Source organism: Blautia sp. DFI.1.216 (genome assembly GCF_020594215.1).
Classification (GTDB): Bacteria; Bacillota; Clostridia; order Lachnospirales; family Lachnospiraceae; genus Blautia_A; species Blautia_A wexlerae.
Genome location: NZ_JAJDML010000006.1, coordinates 84,970 through 102,720, shown reverse-complemented (window position 1 = coordinate 102,720; position 17,751 = coordinate 84,970). Strand labels below are relative to the sequence as shown.

The window sequence follows — 17,751 nt, the reverse complement described above, 5'->3', positions numbered from 1 at the left end:
AAAATGTGAATAGAAATAGAATCATGTGCATAATATGAAATCTTAAAAATTTATATGTGGAAAATTAGCGAACAGATTATAAGAAGCTATCAACAAGTAAAGTAGAAAAGAGGAAATCGGTATGTCATATGTAAAAATCGGAGTTGCCGGACCTGTAGGTTCCGGAAAAACAGCACTTATTGAAGCATTGTCAAGAAAGATGGCAAAAGATTACAGCATCGGCGTCATCACAAACGATATTTATACAAAGGAAGACGCACAGTTTCTGGCAAAGAACAGTGTTCTTCCGGTAGAGCGTATCATTGGTGTGGAAACAGGCGGCTGTCCTCATACAGCGATCCGCGAAGACGCTTCCATGAATCTGGAAGCAGTAGATGAGATGATGGAGCGTTTCCCTGATATTGAACTTCTTTTCATCGAAAGTGGTGGAGATAATCTGTCTGCAACATTCAGTCCGGAACTGGTAGATGCAACCATCTTCGTCATTGATGTAGCAGAAGGAGATAAGATTCCACGTAAAGGCGGTCCTGGAATCACACGCTCTGATCTCCTTGTCATCAACAAGATCGACCTGGCTCCATATGTAGGTGCAAGTCTCGAAGTAATGGAAAGAGACTCCAGAAAAATGCGCGGTGACAGACCATTCCAGTTCACAAATATCCGCGGAGATGAGAACGTGGATAAAGTAGTGGAATGGATTAAGAAGAATGTACTCTTAGAAGGAATGTAAAGAAAGCCTATGGATAACAAATTTGGAAAAGTTTCCCGTATCAGTGCCTGCGCCGCACTGAAAGATGGAAAAACCATTCTGGAAGACCTGTCTTTTACAGCACCATACAAGATCATGACACCTTTTGAAAAGGAAAATGGAGGAATCCAGATCATGCCTCTCTGCGCATCTGCCGGAATCATGGCAGGAGATTCACAGGAATTTTCCTACCATGTAAAAGAAGGTGCAGACCTGGAGATTCTGTCCCAGTCTTTCGAGAAGATTCACAAGATGGATGAAGGCTCTGCCAGCCGTACCATAGAAGTGCAGGTAGATAAAAATGCTGCATTATACTATTATCCTCAGCCTGTAATCCCTTTTGCACAGTCTGCTTTTGACAGCAAAATGACGATTCATCTGGAAGATGAAACTTCGAAATTGTTTTTGCTGGAGATCATTTCCTGTGGTCGAAATGCACATGAGGAACGATTTCAGTATCGCAGATTTTCCTCAAAGGTATTGCTGTACCGGGGAGAAAAACTGATCTACAGAGACAACACCAGATATGAACCGGGCAAAATGCCGATGGAAGGAATCGGGTTGTACGAGGGTTTCACACATATGGCAAACCTGTTTCTGTCTAAACTATGTGACAGAGGTGACGCGGATGGTCTGGATAGAACATCAGAACTGAAGGAAAAGATCTGGCAGATTCTGGATGAAGATTCAGAAGTAGACGGCGGTGTTACCCGCCTGACTACGGGTGATCTGGCATTGAGAATCTTCGGACATCGTGCCCAGAAATTACAGCAGATAGCTGAGAAAATTAAGGAAATCTATACTTCCTGCCAGATAAATCATAAATCGGTTATGAATGAATGACTTTCCGTCCCAGTGGCTACGTTACCGTGAACGGAGTGAACAGTAACGATCTCTTTTTTGTAGTTGAAGCTACTAAAATAGAATCCTTGCTATTGTCTTTTGGGGATGTTAAGATAAGGAAAAGAATGAATGGAAGAAATGTATTTTTAGGTTGCTGGGCATGGAGTGAACAGTACCATTTTCAGAGAGGAGTGTAAACAGATGAGCAATAAAAAGAAACTGCCGGTAGGAGTCGATTCTTTTAACAAACTGGTTCAGCATGACTTTTACTATATAGATAAAACAGGTCTGTTGGTCGAGCTTTTGAAAAATTGGGCAGAAGTAAATTTGTTTACCCGACCGAGACGATTTGGAAAAAGTCTCAATATGTCTATGCTGCAGACATTTTTTGAAATTGGTTGTGATAAGACACTGTTTGATGGTCTGAAGATCTCAGAGGAAAAAGAACTGTGCCAGGAATATATGGGGCAGTTTCCGGTGATTTCTATTAGCCTTAAAGGCGTAGAGGGACAGACATTTCAGGAAGCTTTGGCAGCAATGAAATATATTATAGGACAGGAAGCTTTGCGCTTCGGATTTCTTCTGGAAAGTGACAGACTATCTGATAAAGATAAAGACATTTATCAGCAGCTTACAGAAATAGGAAAAGGTACAGGCAGTCTTTTTGCCATGACAAATGATGTATTGGGTACCAGTCTGAAAACTTTGTCAGACTTACTTTGCAGGCATTATGGAAAAAACGTAATTCTTCTTATAGATGAATATGATGTTCCTCTGGATAAAGCGTTTCAGTATGGGTACTATGATCAGATGGTATCGCTTCTTCGTGTAATGTTTGGAAATGCTTTAAAAACGAATCCGAGTCTGTACTTTGCAGTGCTGACGGGATGTCTGAGGATTTCAAAAGAAAGTATTTTTACAGGACTTAATAATCTGAAAACACTTACAATTACAAATGCACAGTTTGACGAATATTTCGGTTTTACAGACAAAGAAGTTAAAGAAATGCTGGCATATTATGATCTGGAAGAACATTATGAAACAATGAAAGAATGGTATGACGGTTATCGTTTTGGAAAAACGGATGTATATTGTCCTTGGGATGTGATTAATTTCTGTGACGATCTGCGGGCAGATGAAGATGCATATCCTCAGAATTATTGGTCTAATACCAGCGGAAATGCCATTGTACGTCGTTTGATTGACAAAGCAGACAGTGTTACGAAAAATGAGGTTGAGAGCCTGATTGCAGGTGACGAGGTTATAAAAGAGATTCATCAGGAACTGACCTATAGTGAGCTGGATCAGTCGATAGAAAATCTGTGGAGCGTATTATTTACTACCGGTTATCTGACTCAGAGAGGCAGAGTAGACGGTAGGAAATATCGTCTGGCAATTCCTAACAGAGAAATCAGAGAATTATTTATAACGCAGATTCGGGAATGGTTCCGTAAGTCATCAAGGAAGGATACAGGGACACTGGAAGCTTTCTGTCAGGCTTTTCCACAGAAAGACGCTGTGAAAATTGAAAAGCTTCTGAATGAATATCTCTGGAATACTATCAGTATTCGGGACACATCTGGCAGAGAGAAAAAGGAGAATTTTTACCATGGAATGATTCTGGGACTTCTCAGATATAAGGAAAACTGGCTGGTGAAATCTAACGCAGAGTCCGGAGAAGGATACAGTGACATTCTTATTGAAGTTCCAGAGAGCCGGACTGGTATTGTAGTGGAAATCAAATATGCAGAAGATGCAGCATTTGATTCTGCCTGCAATAAGGCAATCCAACAGATTGAGGAAAAGCATTATGAGGCAGCACTACTTGGGGATGGTATGGAGAATGTTGTAAAATATGGAATTGCCTGTTATAAGAAAAGATGTAAGGTGTTATTGGCAGAGTAAGAGTTTGTCTTCTGTCCAGGTCAAAAAAAGTATTAATTTTTTTGACCTGGACAGAAAAAGAAAAGAAATTTGTTTATAATAAGGTCATTAAAATGTGCCGTTTCCGTTTTTAGAGAGAGTTTCTCTTTTTTTGTTGCTAAAATATACCCATAAACAAACAGAAAGCAAACACAAGGAGGAAATGAAACAATGGGTAAAAAGTAGCAGTGATTGGATGAATATCGTACATCTAATGAAGGAAAATATCCAACGCAGATTCAGGATGTAAAGGCGGCTATACGTTATCTGAGAGCTTATGCAGAAAGGTTCAATATTGATGAGGAAAAGATTGGCGTTATGGGAGAATCGGCAGGAGGTTATCTTACATGTATGGCAGCACTGGATAATGCTTCAGGTTTAGATGTAGGAGAACATCTGGAAAAATCAAGCAGAGCACAGGCTGCATGTGCATGGTATCCTCCTACAGACTTAACGGCATTTCCACATGATTTATGATGAGGTCCCTCCTTATAAATAACATTCAGGTCTGCGTGTTTTCAGATAAGGTATTTTATTTCTTAATTGGGATGTTTCCTGGAGATTGATCTCACAGGTGAGAAGCTGTTCGGAATCATCTGCTTTTGCAAGAATATCACCACTTGGATGAATAACCAGTGATTCACCGGAGAAATCCATGGCGTCTTCTCTTCCGACGCGATTACACATGGCAATAAACACCTGATTCTGCATAGCTTGGACACGCATTTCCCATTCAAACATTTCCATTGGCTCTGCTTTCGTGTTGGCAGTGGGAATAATGATCAGATCGGCTCCTTTCAGCGTGCAGGTGCGGATACTTTCCGGGAGATGTCTGTCATAGCAGATGACGATTCCTATTTTTCCGAAGGGTGTGTCAAATACTTTAAATCCTGTATCGGAAGGAGTGTAGTAGTCCTGTTCATAGAACTGTTTTGCCTGTGCGATATGAATCATCTGGGCAGTATCTGCTAACTGTCCATCGGGTGTAATCCACAGGGAAGTATCATATCTTTTTCCCTGACGCTCCAGGTAGACATTAGGTGACAGATAATAGTGATGCTGTGCTGCTTTTTCTTTTAATTTTGAGATTTCCACAGAATCAGGCTGAAGACAATAGCAGTCAACGTTCCTTTTTTCATACTGAGGAAAAAATGGAGAAAGCTGAATCTCTGGGAAAAACAGTAAATCAGTTCCATTTGCCTGATCACAAAATAACAAAGATTTTTCCAGATTCTCCTGCATATTTGAGACCATAGATATTTGGGCGAGTGCAAGCTTCATAGTAGCAATACCTTTCGTAAAACAGTTTAGATACATCTATCATAAATTGCTGAAGAGGATTTTGCAAGAAAATGTTACTATTTGTTGTGGCATATTTGCAAGCCATTATTCATGTGTTTTAGCTCTGCAAAATGTATTAGATGATACAGAGTAGTATCTTTTTCAATTATATTTGGATAGAATAAGTATTATGAAGGAATTGCAAGAGAAAGACTTGCATGTTAATATATTTATATACAAAAGAATAACAGTTCCAGTTCCTTTGGAGAGGAGAAATCATGCGTGATGAGACAATAATAGACGTATATACGTCTGGAGTAAATGGTGCAGAATATGATGCGGGAATGAAACAGCTTATGAGTAATAAGGAGATTATTATTCCAATTCTGCAGATGACAGTACCGGAATTTAAGATGTGCTCACAGTGTAGAGATTTATCGAGTAGTGAATCGATATCAGGATATTATGAGAATCTTTGACTGAAAATATGTATAAGAAAAGACAGTGATTTCATGTTTGCGCGAAATCACTGTCTTTTTTGTATTTATTCCTGTGATGTAGATTCACGAATAATTAATTCAGTGGGTAGTTGAACTTGCTTAATTTCGGTATCTGGATTATTGATTTTTTCAATCAGAAGTTCAGAAGCAAGATATCCAAGTTGAGAACAAGGCTGTTTGATCGTAGTAATAGATGGAGTTGACAATTGAGAAATATTTGTATTATCAAATCCAATGACAAGAACATCTGAAGGAACTTTTAAATTACAGTATTGTACTGCCTTTATAGCAGCAGCAGCCAGATTATCTGAAATGGCGAAAAAGCAGTCTGGTGGGTTTGGTGAAGACAGAACCTGCACAATTGATGTAAAAGCAAGATCATGATTTAATTCTGGCAACTGGATAATCCAGTTAGAAGGATAATCAATATTAGCAGAAGCCATAATGGATTTATATGCAGCGAGACGTATTCTTGCATAATTAAATTCAATAGGTCCATTTATAATACTTATTTTTTTTCGCCCAATTGAAAGAAAATAGTTTAATGCGAGTTCGGTAGATGCAAAATCATCAATTCCTACGTAGGAGGCATACGGATTGTCAAAATATTCACAACATTGTACGACTGGAACATGGGAAGTAATTAGCTTTAATGCTGATGGAGAAATACTATTTAAAGTAATCACGCCATTTGCTTTTAAACGATGAATCATATGAATAAATTTGTCTACGTTATCAGAGCTAAATTTAAACGATGTAAAAACGACAGACATAGAGCGCATATTTGCAGATGATAAAACACCGTCAATAATTTTTGAATAAAAGGGATTTGACATATCCGGAATATTCATAAGGAGAATTTTATCAGTCTGCTCATCTGATTGAGTAAGAGGAAGCGTGCCGGTAGGATAAGCAGATGGTGTATTATCGGATAATTTTGTTTCACCATATTGATAGCCAAGTTTTTCTATTGCCTGAAAAATAGAATCCAAAGTATTTTTTTTAACATGACAGTTATTATTTAATGCGCGTGATACAGTTGCAATAGATACATTAGCCTCTTTTGCAACATCACGGATTGTAATTTTTTTAGATTGCATACATTCCTCCGTATATTGATAAGTTATAATACTACTATAGCATAAAATTGCAAAATGTAAAAGGAATAAATAAAAAAAATGTAACTACATGAAATAAAAAAATGTAACTACATGAAAATGTTACATGAAACAGGTGCCATGATACGGCAAAATAAACAAAAAAACAGTTTAAAAAAAGTATAAAACAACGAAAATGAACAATGAGACGAGATTTTGATTGACTTAAACAGTGAAACAATATATCATGGTGTTACACAAAGAAATGAAAAACGTAACAAGGAGGAAGAAAATGAACGTAAAAATTTCTTACAACACACTGGTATACGCCGGTGAGAATATTGCAGACGGAATCAGACGACTGGCAAAATTTGGCTATGATGGTGTAGATTTTGTAGGTGAACCAGATCAATTTGATACAGCTGAAATCTGCAGACTTTTGAAAGAGAATAATATTGAAGCCAGTTCTATCTGTGCAATTTTTACAAATGAAAGAGATTTTGTTTCAGATGATCCAGTAATCAGAAAACAGGCAGTAGAATATATGAAGAAGTGCGTGGATTTTTCTGTTGCGATTGGAGCAAAATCAATTAGTACACAGGTGACAGCGAATATGAAAATTGACGCTGATGCACCATTTGAAACAGCTTGGAAATGGGCAGTAGAAGGACTGAAGGAAGCCGGAGAATATGCTTTAAAGAATAATATTCGTCTTACATTAGAAGCATGGAATCGATATGAAACATATTTGATAACAAAACTTGATATGGCACTCAAAATGGTTAATGAAGTAGGACTGGAGAATGTTGGTGTCATGGGTGACACATTCCATATGAACATTGAGGAAAGCAACATGGGAGATGCAATTAGAAATGTAGGAAAGAAATTGTATTATCTCCACATTGCAGACAGTAACAGAGCAGCACCTGGAAGAGGTCATATTGATTTTGAAGAAATTGCACAGGCATTAAAAGATATTGATTATAATGGATGGATTTCTATGGAACTCTTACCAGCAGCAGCAAATCCATTTAGCGGAATTGTACAGGAAGAATTCTATGATCAGTACACAGAAGAGTCTATTACATATCTGAAAAAATTATTTTCATAAATTAAAAGATTGGAGAGCTTGAAAATGAAAAGAAAAATGGTAATCGGAATGTTAACAATGGGAATGGTATTATGTGGAGCAATGACAGTATCAGCAGAATCAGATGGATATGTTATTTCTGCTTCCCATGGATACGGTGCTGTAGAACACTGGGAAATTAAAACAATTGGAATGCAGGATGCAGCAAAAGATCTTGGAGTTGAATTTAATTATAAATATGCAGATGGGGATCTGCAGCAGGAAGTAGCAGATATAGAAAATTTTGTTGAGATGGGAACAAATTACATCATTGTAGGACCATGTAATTCAGAAGGAATTGTTCCGGTTATCGAAGAAGCACAGGATAAAGGTGTTGCAGTTGGAACATGCGATATTGGTATTGAAGGCGTGGATGTGGCAAGTTTTGTAAGCTCCGATAATTACGGCATTGGAGAGATTGCAGCAGATTATATAGGAACTGAAATGAATGGAGAAGGCGAGATTGCAATTCTGACATGGCCGGCAGCATCTGCAACTGCTGACAGAGCAAAAGGATTCAAAGATAAAATGGAAGAAAAGTATCCTAATATAAAAATTGTTTCAGAACAGGATTGTAATGCAGACAGAAGTTCATCTCTGGCAGCAACAGAAAGTATCATTCAGGCAAATGGTGATATCAAATTTGTATGGGGCGCAAACGCTGAAATGGCACTGGGAGCATATGCAGCGACACAGTCATTAAATCGTTCAGATATTAATGTAGTTGCAGTTGATACAGATGGGGAAGTTATGGAAGCTATCCAGAATGGAACTAACCTGGTTGCTACAGTTTCTCAGGATCCATATACAATGGGATATAAAGCTCTTGAGAATGCAGTAAAATATCTTGACGGAGAAAAGGTGGAAGATATTGCAATTGAATGTGAATTAGTAACTGCAGATAATTGCGCAGAAATTATTGAAAGAAATGAGGAATATCTGAACAAATAAAAGAAGGTATGCTACATTCTTCAGAATAAAAGTTTCCTTCCTTGTTTAGAACAAAATATATAACAGATGATCTGTGGGCAGTTGGAATCTGACCACAGATTATCAAAATATAGCTTGAGGGACGAAAAAGTGAAAAAAACAATATTAAAAGCTACCGGAATCTCCAAATCATTTTCCCATGTACCAATCTTGAAAAATGTCGATTTTGAATTAGACAGTGCAGAGACACATATTCTTATGGGAGAAAATGGAGCTGGAAAGTCGACTTTAATGAAGATTATAACGGGTGTTTACCAACAGGATAAAGGAAACATATACCTGGATGACGGAAAAGGAAATTTGGAAGAAATTGCTTTTTCAAATCCTAAAATGGCATTGGAAAAAGGAATAAGCATGGTATTTCAGGAATTCAACCTGATGGAAAATATGACGATAGCCGAAAATATATTTATGGGCTATGAACCGGTGAAAAAAGGACTTATTGATTGGAATAAAATGAATCAGGATGCTCTGAAATGGATGGAAATGGTGGAGATTGATGCACCACCAACAGAGCTTGTTGAAAATCTTTCTACAGCACAGAAACAATGTGTAGAAATTGCAAAATGTCTGTCACATAATGCAAAAATCATTATATTGGATGAGCCTACGTCAAGTCTTTCAGAAAGAGAAGTAAGAACGCTCTTTAAGCTGATCGCTAAACTGAAAAAAGAAGGTATCAGCATTATTTATATTTCTCATAGAATGGAAGAGATATTTGAAATCGGAGACAGAGTAACAGTATTTAGAGACGGTGAAAAAATCGACACTCTAAATATTAAAGATACTACTGAACAAAAACTGATTCAATTGATGATAGGGCGAGAATTTAAAGAAAGTTATTCAGAATATAAAATAGATGAAAATCGTGAAATTGTACTTGAAGCAGAAAATGTGATCACTTCAAAGTATAAAGACCCTATAAGTTTCAAAGCATATAAAGGTGAAATTACTGGTATATTTGGATTGGTAGGTGCCGGAAGGACAGAACTGGCAAGAGTTTTGTTTGGCATTGACAGAAGTCCATGTGGAACAATAAAAAAAGATGGTAAAGTATTAAATCTTAAGTCAGCAAAAGATGCAATCAATAATAAAATAGGAATGGTACCAGAAGATCGTAAACAGCTGGGACTGGTTCTAAAGCATAATGTGCAGGATAATTTGACAGTTGTAAAATTAAAAGATTTGCCCTGGCTGCTGAAATCAGATCGAGAAGAAGCACAAATCACAGATCATTATATCAATGCGCTGTCGATAGCGACACGTGGAGGACAACAGATTGTAGGAAGATTAAGTGGTGGAAATCAGCAAAAAGTGGTGATTTCAAAATGGCTGTCATTAGACTTGGATGTGCTGATTCTGGATGAGCCAACGAGAGGCGTTGATGTAAAAGCCAAGGCAGAAATCTATGATATTATGAGAAAACTGGCAGATCAGGGTGTTAGTATCATAATGATTTCATCAGATCTTCCGGAAATCTTAAGAGTAAGTCACAGAGTCATTGTTATGCACGATGGAAAGATAACATTAGATGGTCAGACGAAGGATTATGACCAGGAAAAAATAATGCATGCTGCGATAAGTTGAGGGAAAAAATGAATAATAAAACGAATAGAAAAACAGAAAGCGGAGTATCAATAAGAGTTGAAATGATACGACAGCTGACACTTGTGCTGCTATTAGCGGCAGAATTGATAATTTTTGCCTTTATGACGCAAAACTTTTTTACTACTTCAAATATGATTAATGTGCTCAGACAGGTTTCCATTACCGGAATATCTTCCCTAGGTATGTTCATGATCATTCTTTTAGGGGATATTGATCTGTCAGTAGGTTCAATGTATGCGTTTATAGGCGTTATTAGTGCAATTGTATTTAAAACAACAGAAAGTACATGTTTAACGTTAATTGTAGCCTTAGCACTCGGAATTGCAATTGGACTGTTCAATGGAATTTTCACAGCAAAATTTCGTGTACCAGCATTTATTACAACATTAGCTACAATGAGTATATGCAGGGGATTTGCATATATTATTACAGGAGGATCACCAATAGGTGTAACAAACCCGAAATTTACATTTTTAGGTACAGGCTATGTGTTTAATCTGATTCCGCTTCCAGTTATTTTTATGATCATTGTTTTAATTTTGGGAATGATTTTGGTAAAACATACACGATTTGGAAGATATATTTATTCATGTGGAGGAAATGCACAGGCTGCAAAATGGTCAGGAATCAATGTAGACAAAATTCGCATTACTGTATACGTAATTGCCGGATTTTTAAATGGATTTGCGGCAATCATTCTGGCAGGAAGACTTGGCGGTGGATTACCGGCAACAGGCGAAGGGTCAGAAATGGATGTTATTACAGCGGTTGTGCTGGGAGGAACCAGTATGTCTGGAGGAAAAGGCAAACTTTGGGGAGTTGTCCTGGGTGTGCTGATTATCGGAGTACTGACAAATGGACTTACTATGATAAATGTATCCAGCTATTGGCAAAAAGTAATTAAGGGAATCATTATACTTGCGGCAGTTATTATGGATAACCGCAATGCAGCTACAAATTAATTTGTGATTATTTACAGAGAGGAGGATACAGTAGAAATTACTGTGACAAAAAAATGAAAGCGATTGTATTTAAAGATTTAGCAACTTGGACATATGAAGAAAGATCAGTACCTGAAATTAAAAAAGTAAATGATGTATTGGTAGAAGTAGAAGCAGCAAGTATTTGTGGTACAGATGTGCATGTACTTGGAAACCCTCCTGGATTTATTGGAACAAAGGGAAGTATCCTTGGACATGAGTGTGTAGGAACTGTAAGAGAAATCGGAGATGGTGTAGAAGGACTGAAAGTAGGAGACAGAGTAGTTCTGGTACCGAATATTCCATGCGGATACTGTGAATCATGCCGACAGGGAAAAGCAAACATGTGTGAAAATGAAAAAGTAATGGGTGTAACCTGTGATGGAGTGTTTGCAAAATATTTTGTTGCTCCAGAAGTAGCATTAACGAAAATTCCAGATGATATGGATAAAGATCTGGCAATCTTTGCTGAGCCGGTAAAATGTGTAATGGGAGCTATGGATTGGGTTAGAGTTCTCCCGGGAGAAACGGTATTAATTCTTGGCGGTGGTCCAATTGGACTGTATTTCATTATGCTGATGAAAGCAAATGGTGCAGGAAAAATCATTGTTTCAGAACCTTCAGAATATAGAGCAAAATATGCAATGGATTGCGGAGCAGACATTATTATTGACCCAACAAAACAGAATCTTGCTGAAGAAATTGCTAAAATTACAAGTGGACGCGGCGTAGACATTTCTGTAGATGCAGTGGGTGTTTTGATTAATGATGCAATTGTAAATACATGTAAAGGTGGACGAATTGTATTAATGGGTCAGAACGGAGCTGTAAATGAAACAATTTGCCAAAACGATATTGTGTCAAAAGGATTGAGCATTTTTGGTAACTATATCGGAAACTATATTATGTCCAGAACGGTAAAGACACTGGAAGCAGGAATCATTCCTGTTGAAAAGATAATCACACATAAGCTCCCGATGTCTAAATTCGCAGAGGGACTGGATGCTATGAGAAAAGGTGTTGGTTTAGAGGTTATCTTATATCCGGATGAGAACTAAAAGCACAAAGTCGAGGTGAAAAGGTTATGTATAAATATAGCATGACACAATGGATTGTAGGAAACGAAGATATAGAATACAGTTTTCAGAGACTGAAAAAAAATGGTTATGATGGAATAGAATTTGCAGCAGAGCCGTATACAATTGATCAGGAAAGAATGGTTTCGTTATTAAAAAAATACGAAATGGAATGCACATCGTTGTGTGGTATCTTTCCAGAAGAAAGAGATCTGACATCCAGAGATCCGGAGTGTGCAAATACAGCGATCCAATATATTAAAGACAGCGTTGATTTTGCTGTCAAAGTGGGTGCTCCTTATATAATTGTGGTGCCTTCTCCTGTGGGAAGAGTTGCGCTTCCGGAAGGCTATACATATGATGAAATGTGGGAAAATGCAAAAAAGAATCTGAAAATTGCTGCAGATTATGCTGCATCTAAAAATGTAAAACTTGCAATAGAAGCCATCAACCGATATGAAACATACTTTTTGAATACTTTAACAAAAGCATACAAATTTGTATGTGAAATGAATCATCCGGCTGTCTGGATTATGGCAGATATGTTTCATATGAGTTTGGAAGAAAATAATATTGGAGCAAGCCTGAGAATGATTGCAGATCGGCTGATTCATGTACATATTGCAGATAATACACGTGAGGCAGCAGGACTTGGAAAGACAGATTTTAAGGAAATGTTTTATGTGCTCCGAGATATCGGTTATAAAGGACCATTGACCATGGAATTTATGCCGAGATTAGCCAATCCATATGAGTCCGGAGATCTTGAAACAAAGTCTCATTTGATGGATAAATATGCGGAACAGGCAATCAACTATATGAAGACACTGGAGAAAAGTGTCTGATAAAACCGGAGGGGGAAAATATGGTAAGAATAGGCGTAATAGGGTGTGGGAAAATTGCACAGACCAGACATCTTCCTGAATATGCAGGAAACAAAGACTGTAAGATTATCGGAGTATATGATCTGAATTTTGAAAGAGCATCTGAAATTGCCAGTCAATATGATGCAACAGCATATTCTTCAGTAGAAGAATTATTAGCAGATCAACAAATTGATGCAGTTAGTATCTGTGTGGCAAATAATGCCCATGCGGAAATCTCTATTCAGGCATTAAATTGTGGAAAACATGTTCTTTGCGAAAAACCAATGGCAACGACATTGGAAGACTGTGAGAAAATGGTAAAAGCAGCGTCTGAAAATGGAAAGTTTCTTATGATTGGTCAGAATCAGAGACTTGCAAAGGCACATGTGAAGGCAAAACAATTAATTGCAGATGGTGCAATTGGAACAGTCAGAACATTTAAAACAACCTTTGGACATTGCGGACCTGAGACATGGAGCATAGATCCTGGAAAATCCAGTTGGTTTTTTGATAAAAAAAGAGCTGCAATGGGAGCAATGGCTGATTTAGGAATTCATAAAACTGATCTGATACAGTATTTGTTGGATACAACAGTAGCGGAGACAAGAGCATTCGTTGGAACACTAGATAAAAAAGATGCAGCAGGTAACTTTATCGGGGTGGACGATAATGCAATCTGCATATATACAATGAACAACGGAATTGTAGGAACGATGACAGCAAGTTGGTCTTATTATGGAGAAGAAGACAATTCTACGGTACTTTATGGAACAGAGGGAATTATGAAAATATATTCCAATCCCAAATTTGCTATTGAAATCATTACGAAAGATGTTGAAAAAGTATTATATGATATTGATAAGATTCAGACTAATGATAATCAGACAAAATCTGGAATTATTGATGCATTTGTAGAATCTATTGTTAAAAATGAAGAACCTGTAATTAGTGGAAAAAGTGTATTATCCGCAATGAGAGCAGTTTTCGCAAGTATAGAAGCTTCTGAATGTGGTCATACAGTGAAAATCAGACAGTGAATGAGGGAATAAAATGAAATTAGGATTAGTAAGTGCCATATACGACGATGTCGATTATGAAAAATTAATTGATCTGGTGGCAGATGCAGGACTGGAATGTGTGGAAGTTGCATGTTGGCCTGTGGAAAAAGCAGAGCGAAGATATGCTGGCGTGAGTCACATAAATGTCGAAAAAGTCTTAACAGATGAAGCATATTGTTGTCATATCCTGGATTATGCAAAGAAGAAAAAAATCGAAACTTCTTCTTTGGCTTATTACCCGAATACTATGGATGGAGATATTGAGAAAAGAAACCGTGCAGTATCACATTTAAAAAAGGTAATTTGTGCGTCAGCAAAATTAGGTGTCAATATGGTAACGACTTTTATAGGACGTGACCAAAGTAAGAATGTTGAAGACAATTTGCAGCTTATGAGAGAAATTTGGCCGCCAATATTGAAATTAGCTGAACAGGAAAATGTAAAAATAGCAATTGAAAACTGCCCGATGTTATTTGGACAAGATCAATGGCCAGGTGGACAAAATTTAATGACCTCACCTGTAATCTGGCGAAAAGTATTTGAAATTTTGGACAGTCCTATGTTAGGTATCAATTATGACCCATCCCATTTTATCTGGCAAAAAATGGATTATATCAAGCCGTTATATGAATTTAAAGATAAGATTTTTCATGTACATTTTAAAGATATAAAAGTCTATGAGGATAAATTGAAGGAAGCCGGAGTAATGGCATATCCTTTGGATTATATGACACCTAAGATCCCTGGCTTAGGGGATGTAAACTGGGCAAAATATGTTTCAGCATTAACAGACATTCAGTTTGATGGATATGGTTGCATAGAAATAGAAGACCGTGCTTTTGAAGCTTCGCTGGATGAAAAGATAAAATCTGTTAAAATTAGCACAAAATATCTGAGAAATTTTGTAATTTAATTAAAATGAGTAAAAAGGCTATTGCACTATAAAGTGTGCAGTAGCCTTTTTAAATTTTCTATGTGCGCCTGGCGGCGCACGTTCCTAAAGAGTGAAAGTCGTGTGTTCTGCAAGCTGTTATCAGTTTGCCAGTGAAAGTCTGGTCAAGGTAATCGCCAGTGAGCCTTGTAGCGAGCCTCCAATGCTTTTGGGTGACCAGTCGTGTTGAAGGTAAGCGATGAATAATCCACCGGTTTTTCAGTATCCTAAATTTATGAGATAATCCCTCTAAGGAGTGGTATCTCTATAACCTTTCCAGTTTTTTGCACTTAGGACCATTTCACTTCAGTTCTTCTGGTACCTGTGCTAATCCCACTCCAAATAAAAAACAGGAGTTGAATTTTTATGCCTAAAAGAAATCCAAGACGTACAGATAAAGAATGGCTGGATCTGATCCAGGAATGCCGGTCCAGTGGCCTTTCTGATAAATGCTGGTGCCAGGAACATCATATCCATATAAGCAACTTTTATTATCAGATACGAAGAAAATGAAAGGAGAGGCTATGCACATCACACGTGCATAGCCTCAATCCATTCTTTCTCCCTGAATCCGGTAAGTACAAAGTCATCCCCGATTACCAGCGGTCGTTTCACCAGCATTCCGTCTGTGGCAAGAAGCTTCAGCTGTTCATCTTCAGACATATCTTTTAACTTATCTTTCAATCCCATTTCCTTATAGAGCATCCCACTTGTATTAAAGAATTTCTTCAGTGGAAGACCACTTTTGGTGTACCATTCTTTTAATTCTTCATAGGTAGGATTTTCTTCTTTAATAGCCCGTTCTTCATAACTGATATTGTGTTCATCCAGCCATTTCAGAGCTTTCATGCAGGTACTGCATTTGCGGTAAACTAAAACTTTCATAGACATTCTCCTCGTATAGATTTATCGTAACTATTTACAGGTAATTACTTCCTCCATTATTGTTCCAGATAGATATATCATAAATTGGAAAGGGCGATTTTGCAAGAGAATGTTATGGAAGAATTGTAAGGTTCAGGTTTTCATGTTAATATATCCATATACAAAAGAAAAAACAGTCTCAGTTCCCCGGAGAGGAGAAATCATGCGTGATGAGACGAAGATGGACGTATATACGTCTGGAGTGACTGGCGCAGAGTATGATGCAGGAATGAAACAGCTTATGAGTAATAAAGAGATTATTGTTCCTATCCTGCAGATGACAGTGTCGGAGTTTAAAACGTGCTCACAGGAAGAAATTCTACAGTGTTTAGATATTTCTTCTATTACAAAAGATGATTTCGTAAGTGATATACCAAACATAGAAAGGGATTTGAGATTAACAAAGGAAGACAGTGAATTGTCGTCTCTGGTGGAGAAGCTGGTACGATTTGATATTCGGTTTAAAATAATAAATCCTAAATTATCTACAGAGAAGATAAGAGTGAATTTACATATTGATATGGAAGCACAGAAAAGCTACCGACCAAGTAATCCGTCATATCCTATATTAAAACGTGCAGTATATTATGTAGCCAGAGACCTTTCCTCCCAGCTAAGTATGATTACACAGACCACGGATTATTCAAAATTGGAGAAATGTTATTCCATATGGATCTGTGCGGAGGATGTGCCAAAGAAACTGCAAAATACGTTGACGGAATATTCTTTTTCGAAGAAGGATATCATAGGGATAGCAGATGAACCAGAGGATGAATATGATCTCTTAACGGTAATTATGATCCGACAGGGAAAAGAACCAGAAGAAAACGGAATATTTGAGTATTTGAACGGAATATTTGACGGTGATATAAACAGGATACAAAAATATTCACATATAAAATGGTCAGAACCATTTCAGAAGGAGGCGAGCAAAATGACAGGATTTGGAGATAGGATTTATGAAAAAGGAATGCGTACAGGAGAACAAAAAGGAATACAACAAGGACGCCATGAGGGAATGATTCTTGGAGCTCTTATGAGTGGAAAAACTCCGGAAGAGGTTGCTGAGATGCTGAATCTGTCTCTGGAGGAAATAAAAAAAGTTCAGGAACAGCAGATGACTGTGAACAGGTAGTAAAAGAAACTTACTGATATAAAGTTAATAGGGAACTGAGAAAATTTGAAATTGAGAGAGGCTATGCACGTTATGAGTGTATAGCCTCTTTTGCGTTGGTATTTATGTATTGTGAATATCTGCCTGAAATCAATTTTCTGATTTTAATGCGTCTTCCAGGAATTTTACCGCATCTCTGACACAGTCATCACAGGAACGGAGTACCTTTCCGGTTTCTACACCCTTTAAGTCTTTACATATTACAGTTCCATTCTGCTGTTTAAACTGATTCATGACAGAGCGAACAGTCTGAGAGGTTCCGGCTTTGTCCTGGTTAATAAGTCCTGCTACAACTGCAGCACCGGAGATTGCTCCGCATGTACCGGCCATGGTGCCAAGTCCTGCACCGAATCCCTGTGTGATCTTTTTGAGTGTATCCTCATCCATAGATGCCTCTTTACAGAAAGAACAGGCCACAGCCTGTGCACAGTTATAGCCGTTATGTTTCTTTTCTACTGCTTTTTCACATCTTAAATTTTCCATATATAAAAAATCCTCCTGTGTATAAATTTTAAACGAATCAAGTAAGTCCACTGATTTAATTGCGAAAAGCAATAAGCAGTGGGTGGGGATTTAAAGATATAGTTTATGATAGCACCTGGAGCCTGTTTTTACAACCTTCA

General features: G+C 37.5%; 19 protein-coding genes. 15 read left to right on the top strand and 4 right to left on the bottom strand.

The features are described from left to right. Nucleotides 1-121 precede the first annotated feature (121 nt). The 4 genes from ureG to LJE11_RS04030 all read left to right on the top strand — a co-directional run bounded on the left by ureG (nucleotide 122) and on the right by LJE11_RS04030 (nucleotide 3,991). Nucleotides 122-730: an urease accessory protein UreG gene (gene ureG / locus LJE11_RS04045; RefSeq protein ID WP_021925795.1), complete on the top strand. Its 609-nt coding sequence runs from the start codon at nucleotides 122-124 to the stop codon at nucleotides 728-730. A gap of 9 nt (nucleotides 731-739) precedes the next feature. Continuing rightward, nucleotides 740-1,591 carry an urease accessory protein UreD gene (locus tag LJE11_RS04040; protein ID WP_118411236.1) on the top strand — a complete coding sequence of 284 codons (852 nt, stop codon included), beginning with the start codon at nucleotides 740-742 and terminating at the stop codon, nucleotides 1,589-1,591. Nucleotides 1,592-1,792: 201 nt separating this feature from the next. Continuing rightward, nucleotides 1,793-3,496, top strand: a complete 1,704-nt coding sequence (locus tag LJE11_RS04035; protein ID WP_118411237.1) for an AAA family ATPase — start codon at nucleotides 1,793-1,795, stop codon at nucleotides 3,494-3,496. 210 nt (nucleotides 3,497-3,706) lie between these two features. Beyond that, nucleotides 3,707-3,991, top strand: coding sequence for an alpha/beta hydrolase (locus LJE11_RS04030; RefSeq protein ID WP_118411238.1), 285 nt, complete (start codon nucleotides 3,707-3,709; stop codon nucleotides 3,989-3,991). A 12-nt stretch (nucleotides 3,992-4,003) separates the two neighbouring features. Here LJE11_RS04030 and LJE11_RS04025 read toward each other — a convergent pair whose 3' ends face one another. Beyond that, nucleotides 4,004-4,795 carry a carbon-nitrogen hydrolase family protein gene (locus LJE11_RS04025; RefSeq protein ID WP_227295577.1) on the bottom strand — a complete coding sequence of 264 codons (792 nt, stop codon included), beginning with the start codon at nucleotides 4,793-4,795 and terminating at the stop codon, nucleotides 4,004-4,006. 278 nt (nucleotides 4,796-5,073) lie between these two features. Here LJE11_RS04025 and LJE11_RS04020 point away from each other — a divergent pair, with 278 nt between their 5' ends. Continuing rightward, nucleotides 5,074-5,274: a hypothetical protein gene (locus tag LJE11_RS04020; protein WP_119243584.1), complete on the top strand. Its 201-nt coding sequence runs from the start codon at nucleotides 5,074-5,076 to the stop codon at nucleotides 5,272-5,274. Nucleotides 5,275-5,339: 65 nt separating this feature from the next. Here the strand turns inward: LJE11_RS04020 and LJE11_RS04015 are convergent, their stop codons facing one another. Continuing rightward, nucleotides 5,340-6,395, bottom strand: a complete 1,056-nt coding sequence (locus tag LJE11_RS04015) for a LacI family DNA-binding transcriptional regulator (protein ID WP_118411240.1) — start codon at nucleotides 6,393-6,395, stop codon at nucleotides 5,340-5,342. Between the two features lie 289 nt (nucleotides 6,396-6,684). Between LJE11_RS04015 and LJE11_RS04010 the strand changes: the two genes are divergently transcribed. The 9 genes from LJE11_RS04010 (at nucleotide 6,685) to tnpA (ending at nucleotide 15,543) form a co-directional block, all read left to right on the top strand. Then, a complete protein-coding gene (locus tag LJE11_RS04010; RefSeq protein WP_118411241.1) occupies nucleotides 6,685-7,503 on the top strand; it encodes a sugar phosphate isomerase/epimerase family protein in 819 nt (272 codons plus the stop codon). Nucleotides 7,504-7,527: 24 nt separating this feature from the next. After that, nucleotides 7,528-8,472, top strand: a complete 945-nt coding sequence (locus tag LJE11_RS04005; RefSeq protein WP_118411242.1) for a sugar ABC transporter substrate-binding protein — start codon at nucleotides 7,528-7,530, stop codon at nucleotides 8,470-8,472. A 129-nt stretch (nucleotides 8,473-8,601) separates the two neighbouring features. After that, nucleotides 8,602-10,098: a sugar ABC transporter ATP-binding protein gene (locus LJE11_RS04000; RefSeq protein WP_173699914.1), complete on the top strand. Its 1,497-nt coding sequence runs from the start codon at nucleotides 8,602-8,604 to the stop codon at nucleotides 10,096-10,098. A gap of 8 nt (nucleotides 10,099-10,106) precedes the next feature. Beyond that, a complete protein-coding gene (locus LJE11_RS03995; RefSeq protein WP_118411244.1) occupies nucleotides 10,107-11,081 on the top strand; it encodes an ABC transporter permease in 975 nt (324 codons plus the stop codon). Between the two features lie 53 nt (nucleotides 11,082-11,134). Continuing rightward, on the top strand, nucleotides 11,135-12,157 hold the full coding sequence (locus tag LJE11_RS03990; RefSeq protein WP_173681312.1) for a zinc-dependent alcohol dehydrogenase: 1,023 nt from the start codon (nucleotides 11,135-11,137) through the stop codon (nucleotides 12,155-12,157). A gap of 26 nt (nucleotides 12,158-12,183) precedes the next feature. Next, the gene (locus LJE11_RS03985) at nucleotides 12,184-13,020 is read left to right on the top strand and encodes a sugar phosphate isomerase/epimerase family protein (protein ID WP_119243580.1); all 837 of its coding nucleotides are present in this window, start codon (nucleotides 12,184-12,186) and stop codon (nucleotides 13,018-13,020) included. A gap of 20 nt (nucleotides 13,021-13,040) precedes the next feature. Beyond that, nucleotides 13,041-14,078 (top strand): Gfo/Idh/MocA family protein, encoded by a 1,038-nt coding sequence (locus tag LJE11_RS03980; RefSeq protein ID WP_173681313.1) that lies wholly within the window; start codon nucleotides 13,041-13,043, stop codon nucleotides 14,076-14,078. Nucleotides 14,079-14,091: 13 nt separating this feature from the next. Continuing rightward, complete coding sequence (locus LJE11_RS03975; RefSeq protein ID WP_173681314.1) at nucleotides 14,092-15,012, top strand: sugar phosphate isomerase/epimerase family protein; 921 nt, start codon at nucleotides 14,092-14,094, stop codon at nucleotides 15,010-15,012. Nucleotides 15,013-15,396: 384 nt separating this feature from the next. After that, nucleotides 15,397-15,543 carry an IS66 family insertion sequence element accessory protein TnpA gene (gene tnpA, locus LJE11_RS03970; protein WP_173681315.1) on the top strand — a complete coding sequence of 49 codons (147 nt, stop codon included), beginning with the start codon at nucleotides 15,397-15,399 and terminating at the stop codon, nucleotides 15,541-15,543. An 18-nt stretch (nucleotides 15,544-15,561) separates the two neighbouring features. On the opposite strand, the gene LJE11_RS03965 is transcribed toward tnpA, so the two are convergent. Beyond that, complete coding sequence (locus LJE11_RS03965; protein WP_173699908.1) at nucleotides 15,562-15,921, bottom strand: arsenate reductase family protein; 360 nt, start codon at nucleotides 15,919-15,921, stop codon at nucleotides 15,562-15,564. Nucleotides 15,922-16,117: 196 nt separating this feature from the next. Between LJE11_RS03965 and LJE11_RS03960 the strand changes: the two genes are divergently transcribed. Next, nucleotides 16,118-17,089 carry an Rpn family recombination-promoting nuclease/putative transposase gene (locus LJE11_RS03960; protein ID WP_227295567.1) on the top strand — a complete coding sequence of 324 codons (972 nt, stop codon included), beginning with the start codon at nucleotides 16,118-16,120 and terminating at the stop codon, nucleotides 17,087-17,089. A gap of 129 nt (nucleotides 17,090-17,218) precedes the next feature. Here LJE11_RS03960 and LJE11_RS03955 read toward each other — a convergent pair whose 3' ends face one another. Next, nucleotides 17,219-17,611: a C-GCAxxG-C-C family protein gene (locus tag LJE11_RS03955; RefSeq protein ID WP_118411261.1), complete on the bottom strand. Its 393-nt coding sequence runs from the start codon at nucleotides 17,609-17,611 to the stop codon at nucleotides 17,219-17,221. Between the last annotated feature and the right edge of the window lie 140 nt (nucleotides 17,612-17,751).

Coding starts and splice junctions, on each gene's coding strand:
- ureG (WP_021925795.1), top strand. CDS start 122: ATGTCATATGTAAAAATCGGAGTTGCCGGACCTGTAGGTTCCGGAAAA.
- LJE11_RS04040 (WP_118411236.1), top strand. CDS start 740: ATGGATAACAAATTTGGAAAAGTTTCCCGTATCAGTGCCTGCGCCGCA.
- LJE11_RS04035 (WP_118411237.1), top strand. CDS start 1,793: ATGAGCAATAAAAAGAAACTGCCGGTAGGAGTCGATTCTTTTAACAAA.
- LJE11_RS04025 (WP_227295577.1), bottom strand. CDS start 4,795: ATGAAGCTTGCACTCGCCCAAATATCTATGGTCTCAAATATGCAGGAG.
- LJE11_RS04020 (WP_119243584.1), top strand. CDS start 5,074: ATGCGTGATGAGACAATAATAGACGTATATACGTCTGGAGTAAATGGT.
- LJE11_RS04015 (WP_118411240.1), bottom strand. CDS start 6,395: ATGCAATCTAAAAAAATTACAATCCGTGATGTTGCAAAAGAGGCTAAT.
- LJE11_RS04010 (WP_118411241.1), top strand. CDS start 6,685: ATGAACGTAAAAATTTCTTACAACACACTGGTATACGCCGGTGAGAAT.
- LJE11_RS04005 (WP_118411242.1), top strand. CDS start 7,528: ATGAAAAGAAAAATGGTAATCGGAATGTTAACAATGGGAATGGTATTA.
- LJE11_RS03995 (WP_118411244.1), top strand. CDS start 10,107: ATGAATAATAAAACGAATAGAAAAACAGAAAGCGGAGTATCAATAAGA.
- LJE11_RS03990 (WP_173681312.1), top strand. CDS start 11,135: ATGAAAGCGATTGTATTTAAAGATTTAGCAACTTGGACATATGAAGAA.
- LJE11_RS03985 (WP_119243580.1), top strand. CDS start 12,184: ATGTATAAATATAGCATGACACAATGGATTGTAGGAAACGAAGATATA.
- LJE11_RS03980 (WP_173681313.1), top strand. CDS start 13,041: ATGGTAAGAATAGGCGTAATAGGGTGTGGGAAAATTGCACAGACCAGA.
- LJE11_RS03975 (WP_173681314.1), top strand. CDS start 14,092: ATGAAATTAGGATTAGTAAGTGCCATATACGACGATGTCGATTATGAA.
- tnpA (WP_173681315.1), top strand. CDS start 15,397: ATGCCTAAAAGAAATCCAAGACGTACAGATAAAGAATGGCTGGATCTG.
- LJE11_RS03965 (WP_173699908.1), bottom strand. CDS start 15,921: ATGTCTATGAAAGTTTTAGTTTACCGCAAATGCAGTACCTGCATGAAA.
- LJE11_RS03960 (WP_227295567.1), top strand. CDS start 16,118: ATGCGTGATGAGACGAAGATGGACGTATATACGTCTGGAGTGACTGGC.
- LJE11_RS03955 (WP_118411261.1), bottom strand. CDS start 17,611: ATGGAAAATTTAAGATGTGAAAAAGCAGTAGAAAAGAAACATAACGGC.